The organism is Nocardia sp. NPDC060255 (genome assembly GCF_042727395.1).
In the GTDB taxonomy this organism is placed as follows: domain Bacteria; phylum Actinomycetota; class Actinomycetes; order Mycobacteriales; family Mycobacteriaceae; genus Nocardia.
On the sequence record NZ_JBHXAU010000003.1, the window covers coordinates 409,215 to 422,905 of the forward strand.

The 13,691-nt window shown below is 61.3% G+C and carries 13 protein-coding genes; 3 read left to right on the forward strand and 10 right to left on the reverse strand.

The genetic code is table 11. From position 1 onward, the window contains the following. Positions 1-29: 29 nt before the first annotated feature. From ACFWF1_RS10230 to ACFWF1_RS10255, 6 genes are all read right to left on the reverse strand, one after another. Positions 30-848 (reverse strand): hypothetical protein, encoded by an 819-nt coding sequence (locus tag ACFWF1_RS10230; RefSeq protein WP_379284841.1) that lies wholly within the window; start codon positions 846-848, stop codon positions 30-32. A 123-nt stretch (positions 849-971) separates the two neighbouring features. Continuing rightward, complete coding sequence (locus ACFWF1_RS10235) at positions 972-1,916, reverse strand: NaeI family type II restriction endonuclease (protein ID WP_379284842.1); 945 nt, start codon at positions 1,914-1,916, stop codon at positions 972-974. Between the two features lie 92 nt (positions 1,917-2,008). Beyond that, entirely contained in the window at positions 2,009-2,266 is a 258-nt protein-coding gene (locus ACFWF1_RS10240) for a hypothetical protein (protein WP_379284843.1), read from the reverse strand. 201 nt (positions 2,267-2,467) lie between these two features. Then, complete coding sequence (locus ACFWF1_RS10245) at positions 2,468-4,327, reverse strand: DEAD/DEAH box helicase (protein WP_379284844.1); 1,860 nt, start codon at positions 4,325-4,327, stop codon at positions 2,468-2,470. Beyond that, positions 4,324-5,757, reverse strand: coding sequence for a transcriptional regulator (locus tag ACFWF1_RS10250; RefSeq protein ID WP_379284845.1), 1,434 nt, complete (start codon positions 5,755-5,757; stop codon positions 4,324-4,326). Before ACFWF1_RS10250 ends, ACFWF1_RS10245 begins: the two co-directional genes overlap by 4 nt. An 82-nt stretch (positions 5,758-5,839) precedes the next feature. Beyond that, positions 5,840-6,535, reverse strand: a complete 696-nt coding sequence (locus ACFWF1_RS10255; RefSeq protein ID WP_379284846.1) for a hypothetical protein — start codon at positions 6,533-6,535, stop codon at positions 5,840-5,842. Positions 6,536-6,843: 308 nt separating this feature from the next. On the opposite strand from ACFWF1_RS10255, the gene ACFWF1_RS10260 reads away from it, so the two are divergent. Next, positions 6,844-7,614 carry a hypothetical protein gene (locus ACFWF1_RS10260; RefSeq protein WP_379284847.1) on the forward strand — a complete coding sequence of 257 codons (771 nt, stop codon included), beginning with the start codon at positions 6,844-6,846 and terminating at the stop codon, positions 7,612-7,614. A gap of 247 nt (positions 7,615-7,861) precedes the next feature. Here the strand turns inward: ACFWF1_RS10260 and ACFWF1_RS10265 are convergent, their stop codons facing one another. Together ACFWF1_RS10265 and ACFWF1_RS10270 are read right to left on the reverse strand one after the other, a co-directional pair. Then, positions 7,862-8,122 (reverse strand): NgoMIV family type II restriction endonuclease, encoded by a 261-nt coding sequence (locus tag ACFWF1_RS10265; protein WP_379284878.1) that lies wholly within the window; start codon positions 8,120-8,122, stop codon positions 7,862-7,864. 102 nt (positions 8,123-8,224) lie between these two features. Continuing rightward, complete coding sequence (locus tag ACFWF1_RS10270) at positions 8,225-8,728, reverse strand: very short patch repair endonuclease (RefSeq protein WP_379284848.1); 504 nt, start codon at positions 8,726-8,728, stop codon at positions 8,225-8,227. Positions 8,729-8,932: 204 nt separating this feature from the next. Between ACFWF1_RS10270 and ACFWF1_RS10275 the strand changes: the two genes are divergently transcribed. Then, on the forward strand, positions 8,933-10,264 hold the full coding sequence (locus tag ACFWF1_RS10275) for a DNA cytosine methyltransferase (protein WP_379284849.1): 1,332 nt from the start codon (positions 8,933-8,935) through the stop codon (positions 10,262-10,264). 63 nt (positions 10,265-10,327) lie between these two features. On the opposite strand, the gene ACFWF1_RS10280 is transcribed toward ACFWF1_RS10275, so the two are convergent. Beyond that, positions 10,328-11,752, reverse strand: coding sequence for a VWA domain-containing protein (locus ACFWF1_RS10280; protein WP_379284850.1), 1,425 nt, complete (start codon positions 11,750-11,752; stop codon positions 10,328-10,330). A gap of 379 nt (positions 11,753-12,131) precedes the next feature. Beyond that, positions 12,132-13,010, reverse strand: a complete 879-nt coding sequence (locus ACFWF1_RS10285) for an AAA family ATPase (RefSeq protein WP_379284851.1) — start codon at positions 13,008-13,010, stop codon at positions 12,132-12,134. A gap of 93 nt (positions 13,011-13,103) precedes the next feature. Between ACFWF1_RS10285 and ACFWF1_RS10290 the strand changes: the two genes are divergently transcribed. Continuing rightward, positions 13,104-13,523, forward strand: coding sequence for a PPOX class F420-dependent oxidoreductase (locus tag ACFWF1_RS10290; protein ID WP_379284852.1), 420 nt, complete (start codon positions 13,104-13,106; stop codon positions 13,521-13,523). Positions 13,524-13,691 lie beyond the last annotated feature (168 nt).

Here is a 13,691-nt window from a genome sequence, read left to right on the forward strand (position 1 = left end):
GCGCTACACATGGCTCAGCGGTTTCTCTGCTAAGAAGGAAGCATCGACCGCAGGGCGTGCGCGCAGATCTGCATCTCTTCGTCGGTAGGCAACGCGACCGTACCGAACTCCGCAGGTTTGGCCATTCTCAGGTCAACGAAGCTGAAGTGACGCTGATCGTCGAGATAGTACTGCGCCGGGTGTTTGCGCCCTTCAGTGCCGCTTCGATAATTGGAGTTCTCAATGTAGATACCGACAACGGCACTGCCACACCACAGGTCGGCGCGAAAGAGCGCATCGGCCAGCGGATGGGAGAGCGCGGGCAGGCCCTGCCTGCGGAGCCAGCTCAATGCGTAGGCCTCACGCAGGAATGAGTAGTAGTAGGTGCCGACTCGCCACTGCAACGCGTCGTGCGCGGCAGCCAGCGCCCGGCCCTCGGTAAAATCATTTCGTTCCATGAGGTGATCGGCTGCCCGACGTTGCATCGCCTTGGCGGGATCCCACAGCCACGGGCGCTTGGCGGGCCTTGCGCTCCAGTCGTCGCGGAACTCTTGCCAGCTGAAGACTCTTCCCAGGTCTTCCAGGCAGAAGTGAAACAGGTGAGCGAATGCGAAGTCTGGGCGCCAGTCTCTGATGAGGTGCACTGTGCTGTCGAAGTCTTCACGCAATTGACCGAGCGGATGCTCGGTTTCGAGCTGCTGGATCGTTTCCGGTTCGATGTCGAAGATGGCGGAGCTGATATGCCCGAGAACCTCCTCAGCGACATACTCGCAGCCCGGGATTGTTTTCCACCACCGGAGTCTGCTGCGAGCCTTTCCTGTCGAACCGAAGACTCGCACGACGTCATTGCCGCTAACTTCCACTGTCATGTCAACCACCTCGAGCTCTTGGCCCGCTCAGATCATCCGTTTGTAGCGTCCAAGCTACGGCACGGCACCGACAAGCCCGAGTCGTTGTCTCTAGCCGAGAATCACTAAATAAGTTAGACAGGGCTAGATAACGGGCGCGACCACTTCGGGATCACCAGGCCGAGCGACCGACCACATCGAACCAGCAATCTCAGCTACAGGATCGTTTCTATCGATACGGGCCGGTACTACACGAGCCGCAACGAACTCGCCCTTGTTCGGCACCGGCAAACCGAGCTGGGCAGCCACTTCCCGTTCCTGATGCCCGAGTATGATGATTCCATCTCGTTGCAAAACCGTCCGCGATCCACCATTCGTTCGGACACGTTTCATGAAGTCATCCTGCTGCGCCACCGTCGCAACCTCTGCCCTCCTGATTATCCTCCCGTGAACTGATCGAAATAGCTCATTGGTCCGCGCTTGACCGTGCCTGTTGCCTACTCGCGACTTTGCCGAGAATATGCGGTCTCGAGTGACCTTATCTAGCTGGATGTATATATTGGGTGCGAGAAATCTGACGTCCGGCCACAACTCACGCACTCTTGCTCGACCGTTCAAAGACAGCGTCGTCTTCGCATCTCTATTACGCCCTAGATTGAGATAAGATTCTTTAACCCTGATCAATCCGGCGTTCCACGTAGCATGATCGTCATCCGCAGTGACGAGTAACGCGATGTGACCAACCACTTCTGGCGGCAAGGTCCAACCGCCGTACCGCATGGAGTATTTGCAGTCTACTTCAATTCCAGCAATTCTATAATCCGTTGCGTCGCCATCTTCGAATTCGAATTCACGCTGCAGGTTGATCTCGACGAGGGTTCCCATGTGAGTCTTCTCGGTCTTGAACAGCTGCGAGAAGTTCCATCGCCCCGTTCGCTGCCCGTCGTACAGCTGATCCAGCGTGTCACGAAGAACCCTGGCGACCCGCGCACCGGTCGGATCAAGTCGATACAGCTCGAACTGAACTGCGTCGAGCTCCTCATCATGCTCTTCGTCTGTGAACCCGAGCGGTAGCTGACTGCTTGACATCGTATGACTCCCCAGACATCCGGATGTGTAGTCGAAGCATAGCCCCCGTAGCAGACCCCAGGAGGGTGTCGTCGCTACCCGAGGCTGCGGTGCTAAAGAACTGCGATCAGCGCAATTCCGATCAATAGCGTCGTACCGAAGGCGGCGCCACCGCACATCACAGCCTTGGCAAGTGTGGCGGCGTCAATCCGGCTCAGAATCCCCGTCACCAATCCGACGACGATAGCCACGGCGAAAACGAGGCAGAGGGACAGCACCAGAACAGGTCCGTCGTCCGCTACTTTGGCCTCGGTTGCGCTCGTCGGCTGCGCGGCGCGCGCCTCACCAACCGAGATGGTTACGCTGTTCATGTGAGCTCCGTTCTAGTTCGTCTATGGAGGTAGGCCGGGGTTTCCACAGCTGCTCCCACCCCTAGCCCGGGTGGGAGCAGCACCATTCGTTGTGACCGCTACTGAGCCAGGCAACAAGACCGTGATGCTCGAATGTTGTTGGCGGTGGGCACCGCCGAATCCTTTAGGTCGCGATCGTCGCGCGATTTCGATGAGAACCGTTCAGGGGCTCGCAGTAGTGGACGCCCGACCGGCTGCCGCGTCGAGATGCCTCAGGAGCGCACGCACATCCGCTGCGTCCATTCCGACACCAGCCGCCGGCTCCTCTTGCAGGTCGGCGAGCTGCTGGACACCAGGATCGTCGAGGATGCGGCCCATGAACTCCAGCTTCTCGTCCAACCGCAGCTTCACCACCTCATCGACCGTGCCGCGGGTCGCGAGGATAGTCACCCTCGTCTCGGTGCCGGGGGCAAGGCCAAGACGATGGATGCGGTCCAGGCTCTGCAGGAACCGCCCGGCCATGAAGTCACGGTCGACGTAGACGGCGTCGTGGCACACCTGATGGAGGCTGATGCCCTCACCGAGAGTGGCAGGGTTGGAGATCAGAACATGGCAGTCGGGCTCCTCGCGGAAACGGCGTAGTTGCTCAGCACGGTCGATCGTGCCACCGTAGACGACAGCCGGGTTGTACCCCTCCAGCAGTTTCTCGAGGGTGGTAAGGCTTCGTACGAACGTTGTCCAGACTAGGGTCTTGCGACCGGCCGCAGTGTTGTCCGCGACGATCTTCAGAGTCTCCTGGTACTTCGGTGAGAACTCGAGGCGCGGGAGCTTCTGCAGAAGCTCAAAGAGAGAATCGCCAGGGTGTGGATCCAATGGAGGGAGCTGGTATTCCAGCGGTTCGTATTGGCTCGCCCCCTCCAGAAGCAACGCAGGACTGATCGCCGCCATCAGCAGCCGCAGCATCGCCCGGCCCAGCGCCTCGATGCTGCCGCGCGAACCTTCTGCGCGAGCCGAGAAATTGCCCTTGAGAGCCTCATAGACCTCGGCATGAACCGTTGGCATATCGAGGTAACGGACCTTCGGTTCGAACGGTGGCAGACCGAGCTCATCCTTGGTCGTACGAGCGAACAACGGACGTAGCACCGAGCTCGCATATGCGAGGTCGCCGCCACCTACTGCCTCGGTCACCACACGTTTACCGTGGCCCGGCCATACAAACGACAGAAGGTTCTCCAGGTCCTTCGCTCCGTTGGGGGCCGGCGTGCCGGTGAGTATCAATCGCCTGGCCGCCAGCGGGCCAAGTGCCAGGCACGCTGCACCGTAAGTGCCGCTGGCCCCGAGCTTCATTCGATGAGCCTCGTCCAGCACGACCATCGAGGGCACCGCGCGCAGCCAGGCGGCGAGACTGCTCAACGAGCGATCCAGCCGCTCGTAGTTCACGATGCGTAGTTCGGCGAGTGGGTCATCCGAATGCCCCGTCACCGCGGTTCGCAACGCATCTTTGAAGCAGGCCGAGCTCTCGAACTCCCACGACTCATAAGCCGACTTCGGTCCAACAACCAATAGCCGCTGCGCTTCTCCGCGCTCGCGCATCGCGGCGTAGATCGCGAGGGCCACCCGGGTCTTACCAGCGCCAGGGACACTGAAGTTGGCACCGTGACGCAACGAGAGCAGCCGGGCGATGTCCCGTTGTTGGAACGCAGTGAGGTTGGCGGTCCATTCCGCGCCCAGCAACCCGGCGACATCATCCGGCTGTATGGCGTCAGTAGCGCCTTGCGCAAGCCCACCATCAAGGCTGCGCTCCACCGTTTCAGAATCATCGAGCACACCATTGATGAGCGCCATGAGATCCGTATCCCAGTCGACACCGGGATGGGTCCAGGTGGACAGCTCGCTGAGGTTGACCAAGAAATCATCGAGGTCGACCTCTGCAGACAAAAGCCCGCGGTGACCGCTTGTGGTAATCCGCGCGGTCAGCCGAGCGAAGTCAGCCTGGAAAGCGGGCAGGCTACGCAGTTCTACACGCGTGCGTGTTACGTCGAAGCCCAACCGCAACGAGGGCGTTCCTTCCTGACTGCTCACGGCTGCGGCTGCTTCACGGACACCGCCTCGATCAGCCACGCCAAGCCATTCCCTGGCAGATCTATGCTGCGCTGCGCCTCAATCCCAAGCTTGCTCATGACAATGCGGAGCTGATCGAGCGCGTCATCGAACGCTCCCTCGTCGAGGCTGGCATTACCCCGGGACAGCACCAGGTCCGTAATGGACTGTTCCAAGTCTTTGCAAGCATCGTTGATCCTGTCCGGGGCGGCGAGACGCTTCTTCCGCAGCCGGGCATCCCGACCCGCAGTGTCGATGGCATCGTTAAACGCATCCTTGTATGACTCAATGATCGCCACAGCAGCAGACCGATCGGCGGGTGTTGCTGCGTTGCCAGCCGCCTCGACCGCCTTTGCCTGGAGCAGGGTGTCGGTGACCGCCCGCGCGGCGGCAACATTCGCTCCCCCCGTTTTGACTGTCCGGTTCAGCCCGGGAATTGTCACGGCTGCGGGCACAACAGACTCAGCTACCTTGAACTCGTCGGGCAGTGTTTTCTCCAGGTAGCGGCTATGAAAATCTGCCTCGATATATCGGACGTCGGTCTTGGCGAGTTCGAGCACAATCGCTGCCAATCGCGCTTCCTTTAGCAGGTCGGCCCTTTCCTTGCTTCTTTTGTGTTCCTCGATGTACGCACGGTGGAGCTCTTCGAGTTTTCCCTGTGCCCCTTCGAGGTCCATGAGCCGTAGCGATGCCCCACCCGTTGTGATGCTGCGCTGGATTACATCCCGCAGCTGTGCCAGGACCCAGAGATCGCGGTCGCAGGACTTCGTGGTGGTGTGGAACGCTTTAGCGATCAGCGACAGGTCGCGATTGAGCTGGACTCTCTGCTCGTCGATGGCAAGCAGCCGGTTGATGTAGGAGTATTCGCGTCGCTTGTCGGGGCGCAACTGCAAAGACAGCTCGACATCATTGATGTCCTCCCATGTGCAGGACTCCGGCAGAACGCCTACACGCATGCTAGTGGTGGTCTTGAGTTCCCGGAGCGCCGCGCAGCGAGTATTGCCATTGACGAGAATCCCGTCACGCGTGATCAACCCGGGTTCGTTCTGTTTGTGTTCCTCGAGGCTTTTCTTCAGATCATCGAAGGCTGGATCGCGGTGATCGGGCTCCGAGGGGCGGACCGTCAGCAGATGCTGCAAATAGTCCTGACTCTCCGGACGCCAAGGATCCGTTGCCAGGACAGCATCGCGATCTGGGTCAAGACTGCGCTGTGCACGGATGCGATGCGTGCTGGGGTTGTAGGACAGAGAATCCAGCGGAATGTCGATGACCGCTACGTGTCGAGGCCGACCACGCCACTCAACCGTCAGAGTCTCGGCGACCCCGACGTTCTCACGCTGTTCCTTCAGCCTCTGCTCGACCAGCGAGCGGGTAGTGGCGGCGCTCGGCGGAACTCCGAAGTCCGTGAACATATCTCGATTCTCCTCAAATGTAGAAACTAAGGTTGGAGGTGCAGGAACCCGTAGCGGACCGGCGCGGCGGCGATGATCGTTCCTACACAGAACTACTCCTTGTGCGCCCTAACACCTCTCGAACCTTCTCTCTGGAGTCCGCCGGCAACGTCCGGTAGTCCGCCCACAGGGCTTCCGCATCGCTGAAGCTGCGGGCATCTTGCTCAACCCAACCTGTGAGCATCTTCTGCTCATAGACAGGCAATTGGTCGATGCGTGCTAGCACGTCGCCCAAGTCCGCAGTCAAATCCCGCCCCCCAACTCGGCAGCGGTTGCACTCGATAACCAGCTGCACACTGACCTCACCGGTGGCCATTCGGACCCGACGGCGAGCAACATCGAGCTGCGATGCGACATACGTGCCGGCGTACTGCTCGCCAGGGCCGATTCCACAGGAACGACACTTGTGGCCGTCACGCATCATCAGGGCGTGGCGTTCAGCAGCAGTGACTGTGACGCCGACCTTCCTCGTCGCCTTGCCCGGCTCCCACACGGGATCCCCCTGTTTGACGAACCGTTGCTCGTGTGAGCCCAAAGCTGGGTCTTCGCGGTTGGTGTCGATTCGCCAGCCAAAGTCACGCAGGTCACGCATACGACGATCGATCTGTGATGTCCCGGGGAATGCCTCGCGAAGCTGTGACTTCGTGAACATCTCGCCGACACCGATGTTCTGCACCAGCCACAGCGCCACACGCTTCATGGCGCCGAGCTGGGAATCTTCCCACGACGGCACAGACATGTGAAACCACCTTTCAAGTCGATGACGGGCCGGACTCCGTGCAAGCGTCGCCAGCTAGGCCCTGCTCACCGATGTCGGCGTCCCCCAACTACTGAACAGCATCAGCCCCTGAATCGGGAGTGTGACGGTGTCCCAGAACGAAAGCAGGACAGCCGAGGCAAATAACGACCGATGGCCGTACCGGCCCTGTCCCAAGTTCTGCTGTCCGGAAACCAGGACAGCGAAAGCATGTGAAACCTATTTGCCGGGAACGTTCCAGGAAGGACAATGTCAAGGCTCGTACAGACAACTGCGATGGAGGCGAGTCATTGCCACAACTTTGGAAGTTCGAGGACCTCAACAGAGACAGGCTGTCCCGTGGGTGGCCGGAGCTCGCCGAGGCGATACGTGTCCTGATCCGTCAGACCGGCCTCTCGTGCAAGGCAATCGAGGATGCCATCAAGAAGAAGCTGGCCGATGCGCGGGATGAAGGACGGCAGGACTGGGCCGAGCTCAAGAAGGGGTACCTGTCCAAGTCCGTTCTAGCTGACCTGGCCAACGGCAATCGAAAGCGCTCACCGAAGAAGGCACCGCTCAGAGAGCTGCACTGCCTCGCACTGGCCAACGCTGGCCCCGACGAGCAGGTCATTATCTGGGAAGAACTCGAACGGCTCCGGAAGAACGCGGGGGCTAAGCCGGCTGAAACCACTACCGCCGTCGCTGCGGTTGTTGGGCCGGTCCCCAGTACGGAAGGGGACCGGCGCAACAACCTGACCGTGGATGTGGCATGGCTGCCTGCCAAAGACCTGGGTGTCTACATCTCTACCGGCAAACTCGAGCGTGCCAACAGCCTCATCCGCCATGTAGGCACCGAAGCCGCGCCTGCAGAGACGGCGAGTGCGATCGCCTCCTGTCGAATTCTGGGGCTGCACGACGCGGCTGAAGGCATCTCAAGCTATGCGGAAACCCGGTCTGAACTCGATGTACTGCACATCCTGCACTCGCTCAAACAACAGGGCAGGCATGCTGATGCCGACGCTTTGCTTGACCGAGTGCTCGTCCGCACGAGAATGAACGACCCCCTTCCCCGCGCCAGCTAACGGCTTACTAGACACCTCCAGCGGCGGCGTGACAACAAGGAGCGATTACCAGTCCACCGATGACTTGGCCGGCAGTCGAGCAATCGCCCTGCTTGGTTACCTCATCCCACGCTGCCTGCTGTTCCGAACTGCCGTATGCAGCAACGGCATCGGCCTGCTCGTCGTAGGCGATGTGGGACGTCGCATCGACCTCGCTCTTCCCGTGCGATCGAGGCAAGCCGTACCGGCTACGGTTCGGCTGTCATAGTCACCAAGTGTGGCAACGTCCGCGTCTGTGCCCGATCATGTTGCTGTTCTCGTGGCGGATGTTCTGAACTCGGTCGGACCGAGTCGTCCACTTACACGCGATCGCGGCGTGCAGCCATGGATGCTTTGTCCTGGATTCGCCGGCGGCACATCCGGTGCCGTCTCGCAAGTTCGGGTTCGGATCGCCAAGCTGCTCGAGGATATGCGCCGCGAGCCGCAAGCTCGTCGAGTTGTCGACGTCAGCAGAGTTGGGAACCCACACCCGGTCGAGCTTGTACTTCTTGCTCGGCTTCCAGCCCAGCAACTCTGTCCTGAACGAGGCGCTGACAGCTGGCAAATCTAGCCTGTCCGGAGCGTCCGTCGATCAACTTCCCAGTGATCCCATATGATCGCTCACATGTTCGGGGCCGCCATCCAAGACGCTGGTGACTGCTGTCACACTGTTCTCCAGAGTCTCGTGCTCCCACAGACGAACCACCTGCCAACCTGCCTCTGCCAGGGCAGCATCTGCGGCGCGGTCGCGCTCGATGTTCCGGCGAAGCTTTGGCGCCCAATACCATTCGTTCGTCGTCGGCTGTCGGCCGTGCTCCGGACAGACATGCCAGAAGCAGCCGTCGACGAAGACGGCGACCTTGCGAGCCGTGAAGACGATGTCAGGTCGGACCTTCATCGATCCGAGGTCGAGCCTGAAGTCCTTACGGTACCGATACCCCAGCCGATGCAGTGCACTGCGCAGCGCAATCTCCGGTTTCGTGCCGGTTCGGCGGTTGGCTCGCATGTTGCGGGAACGGCCCTCGTTGAGCGGAGCCGGGTACAGGCCACGTTCGTGGGCCTTCCTCCTGGCACTTTCCGATCGTCCTTCAGCCACATCTGTCCCAGTTCGAGGCACCCGAATGTAGTACGGAAAGATACTCCCGCACAGACCGCTACCCGCCCCCGGCCCCACATCGAAAGGTATCAGCGTGACCGTTCTTCGCGTTGCAGACAGTTGCGCCAGCAAACATCGCTCCGGGGGCGGAATGATCGTGGTTCGCGTGGCGAGCGTGTTGACTTGCGGTGACGGGACCAGGACATGACTCGAGATGTATCGAAGCGCAACACCGTGGCATCAAAGGTGCCTGAGTTCACCTCGATCGAAATCTGCGCCGGCGCGGGCGGGCAGGCTGTCGGCCTGCACCAGGCAGGCTTCGGCCATTTAGCGCTCGTCGAGATAGATCAGTATGCGGCCAAGACCCTCGAACTGAACATCGAGGACCACCGGTTGTGGGCTTGGGAGAGGGAGAACTGCGACATCCTCGGAACCGATGTCAACGAGTTCGATCCCTATAATCCCAAGGTCATGAAAAAGAGCTTTGATCTGCTCAAGCAGCGCGGGCTAGATCTTCTCGCCGGTGGGGTACCGTGCCCGCCGTTCTCGCACGCAGGAAAGCAATTGGGCGAACACGACGAGCGAGACCTTTTTCCCCGAATGCTAGAACTGGTCAAGATTCTTAAACCGCGAGCAGTAATGATCGAGAATGTCCGCGGGCTCATGGATCCGAAATTCGAAGAGTATCGCGACCGGATCAAGCGCAAGCTGAAAAGCCTCGGCTATAGCGAACCCGCATGGGGCGTACTTGAAGCCGCTAACTTTGGCGTACCACAACTTCGACCTCGCGCCATCCTGGTCGCGTTTCGCAAAGACATCCTGATCGATCTCAAGTACGAATTGCCTACAGGAACGCACAAAGAACCAGTCAGTGTCCTGAAAAGCCTTGAGCCATCGATGCGTGAACGCTTTGAACCCTACTTCGACGGCGATCGTTCAGAGGAAGCTCACGAGGCTTTCGCGCGGTGGTACGACAAGGCGAAGGCCCGTGACGCTGAGCTCAAAGGAAAAGGTGGAGCTGTCGCCCCCACGCTCGTTGGCGGGTCGAAGAAGCACGGTGGTGCTGATCTCGGACCAAGTCGAGCGAAAAGCGCTTGGAAGCAGTTGGGCATCTCAGGCATGGGTGTTGCCAACGACATCAAAACCTGCGCAGAGAAACAGACCGAGAACCGAGACCTTTTCGGCTCTGATGGCCCGATGCTCACGGTTCGGCAGGCCGCCATCATTCAAGGTTTCCCGCTCGAATGGGACTTCTCAGGCGGAAAGACAGCACAGTATCGCCAGGTAGGAAATGCGTTCCCGCCACCTGTGGCCAAGGCGGTGGGAAAGTCAATTATCAACGTTCTGAAAGCAGCGCGAGAACGTGACCAGAGCATTAGCGAACCGGTCGACATCCAAGAGCACCGCCGCAATAGAAAATCTTCGGGACCCACGCGCCAGAAGCGTCAGGTGAAAAGCGCGCCTATTCCTGAGAACTCGCCCCAAGGCCAGTTCGATCTATGGCCTATAGAGGATGCGGCAGCACAGCGCTGCTGATCCGATGGATTGACTCTCATCTGATGGGATCGTGAGATGCGATGAGCGGCGACATTCGGACCCTCATCGTGTCGGCAGGAGGCGGCCGACCACTTCGGCGAGCTGTTTGACGTTGCGGCATTCGTGCATGGTGATGTGGGTGGTGTAGAGGTGGGCGGCGGAGTCGCCGGTGGACCAGGAGCGGGAGGGTTCTGGGTTTAGCCAGTAGGTGTGTTTGGCTCTGTCGCACATGGTTTGGAGGGCGGGGAGGTTGGGGTCGGTGCGGTTGGTTCGGGCGTCGCCGAGGATTAGTAGGGAGGTTCGGGGGCCGAGGGCGTCTAGGTAGTTGTCGACGAAGCCTTGGAGGGCTTCGCCGTAGTTGCTGCTGCCGTAGCGGGCTACGTTGGAGTCGCGGACTATTCGGGCGGCGGTGCCGGGGGTGGGGGGTTCGCCGGGGGTGAAGTGGGCGGTTATTTCGTCGCAGGTGTCTATGAAGCCGAAGCTACGGACCTTGGTGAACTGGTCTTGGAGGGCTTGGATCAAGTGGAGGGTGAATTCGGCGAAGCCGGTTACTGAGCCGGAGAGGTCGGCTAGGACTACTAGGTCGGGGCGGGCGTGTTTGCGGGAGCGGAGGACGAGGTCGATGGGGACGCCGCCGGTGGACATGGAGCGGCGGAGGGTGCGGCGCATGTCGATGTGGCCGTGAGTGGATTTGCGGCGGCGGGCGGCTAGGCGGGTGGCTAGTTTGCGGGCCAAAGGGGTTACTAGGCGGCGCATTTCGGCTAGGTCTTGTTCGCGGGCGCCTAGGAAATCGATTTGGTCGGGGGTGGAATCGACGCCGCGGCGGGCGATGTATTCGGTGCCGCGGAGTTGGGCGGAGCGTAGGCGGGCCTCGGTTTGGACGGCGGTGCGGAATTGGGTGAGGCGGCGGTTGGCTTCGATGGTGCGGACGGCGGCGTCGAGTTCGGTTGCGCCGCTTGTGTTTGTGACTATGCGGGCGATGAGGTCTTCTGGGTTCAGGGCTCGCATGGTCAGGTAGGAGGACCAGCCTGCGCCGGAGGCGGTGGTGACGGGAGTGTCGGACTGGCCGGTGCCTGCTCCCCCGTAGGCGCCGAGTTGGGTAAGTGCTTGGCGAGCGAGGTCGGTGGCGGCGGACGGGTCGTCCTCGATTAGCGCGGCTGCTAGTCGATCTCGCAGTGAATCAATGGATTCCGGTGTTGCGGGGGCGGTCGCCTGCGGCTGCTCTGCGGTCAGGAAATAGAGATCGAAGAGTTGGTCGAAGACGGCGCGTTGGCCGTTGCGGCGGAGCAGGCAGGCCGCCATACCCGAGCGGAGTCGGTTTCGGTCCGACAGTCCGAGGGCGAGCATTGCTTCTGCGGCGTCGATGGTTTCGCTGGGGCCCGCGGTGATTCCGTAGTCGCGGAGTAGTCCGACGAATTCGACGAGGCGATCGGTGATCGTGTCGGTGGGCTCTTGTGGAGCAGTTGGCTCGCGGCGTGCTGACGTCATGCCGCTGACTCCGCTCGGACCACGAAGGGTGGCGTGGACGACGTCAACCGCTCGGCCACGCGGTGACCGACGTCCTCCGCACTGCCACAGCGTCGGGGCGCAGTCATGCTGCCTCCCGCTCGGCCACGCGGGGCCTCCCCACTGCCACAGCGTCGCGGCGCAGTCATGCTGTCTCCGTGGGGATTCACGGCCGGCTTCACAAAGGTTCCTGATCCCCCACACGCGCTTCGGACGACTGCCAGATGTGTGGAGTATCGACTAAATGGGCGAAGTACGGGCTCAGCGTCAGGTGAAGCGCCCGCATTCGATGCAACGCCCACCGTCCTGCCTCGAGTGTCAATTTCGCAAGAATCAAGCTCTGCGACTACTGAGTGACCACTCACCGCTCCGTCTCCTCATCTGAGTCCAGCGACAGGCGTTCGGACGCAATGCGGTGGTCTGCTTGGTATTTCAGCAACACGCCGAGTGTGGAGCGGACGACTCCGCCGGTCAGGGAGCGGGTGCCGAGGGTTACGAGAGTTCTTGCCCAGTCGATGGTTTCGGCGATGGAGGGCGGTTTGCGTAGGGAGAGTTCGCGTAACGCGCCGACGACGCGGGCCACCGGCTCACCAAGGGCCTCGTCCAGTTCGGGGACCTTCATGCGGACGATGGCTCGTTCCAATTCGGCTGTGGGGTAGTCGATGTGGAGGTAGAGACAGCGGCGTTTCAGGGCTTCGGAGAGGTCGCGGTTGGCATTGGAGGTGACAATGACGAAGGGCTTGCGGACGGCGGTGATGGTGCCGAGTTCGGGGATGCTCACCTGGTAGTCGCCGAGTACCTCGAGCAGCAGGCCTTCGAGTTCGACGTCGGCCTTGTCGAGTTCATCGATGAGCAGGACGGTGGAGCTCGGGTTGCGGATGGCGGCGAGTAGCGGGCGGGCGAGTAGGAATTCTTCGGTGAAGACGTGGTCGCGGGTGCTGTCCCAGGCCTCGCGCTCCGAGGTGATGCGGAGTAACTGCTTGGCGTGGTTCCACTCGTAGAGGGCGCGGGCTTCGTCGATGCCCTCGTAGCACTGCAGGCGGATGAGGTCGGCGGTCGACGCGGCGGCGACGGCCTTGGCCAACTCCGTTTTGCCCACGCCCGCGGGCCCCTCGATCAGGAGGGGCTTGCCGAGGTGGTCGGCGAGGAAGACGGCGGTGGCGATGTCGATGGACGGGAGATACCCGGCATCGGTGAGCCGCCTGGTCACCTCGTCGACGGAGCCGAAGAACTTACTCATCGGTAAGAGTCTAGATCGCCCGGATCAGGTGGCTTCGATTTGCGGGCGCGCAGGAGTTGATCTGAACTGCGGTTGAGGTTCTAAGGTCGGGCTATGAGTTTTACCGACGTGGAACGCGCCTACCTCGCCGGCCAGAGATTGGCCCGCCTCGCTACCGTCTCACCCGAGGGGGCCCCGCAGCTCGTCCCGCTCGGCTTCCGGCTCAACGACGACGACACCATCGATATCGGTGGACCGAATCACGCTGCGTCACAGCGCTACCGCAACATCCTGGCCAACCCGCTGGTCAGCCTGCTGATCGACGACATGACGCCTGACGAGCCCGGCGCCGTCAAGCCGGGCTGGGGACGCGGTGTCGAGATCCGCGGCGTAGTGGAGACCCTGACGGTGGACGTCCCGCCGGTCGCACCGGAATGGTTCTCCAACGACATCATCCGCATCCACCCCCGCCGCATCCGCAGCTGGCACCTCGACCCGGCCGACCCCGACGGTGGTGCGCGCAACGTCGAATAGGCCGCCCGCAGCAAGTCACCCCGGCACCAGTGCCGAGCCCATGATCAACGGGACATAGTGGCGCGTTCACTCGGGCAGGTTCAAGGGGTCGATGCAACAGGGTTGTCGGGGTTCGACAGTAGCTGGTCGAGGACTTGGGCGGGGGTGCGGTAGCCGTGGCGTTTGCGG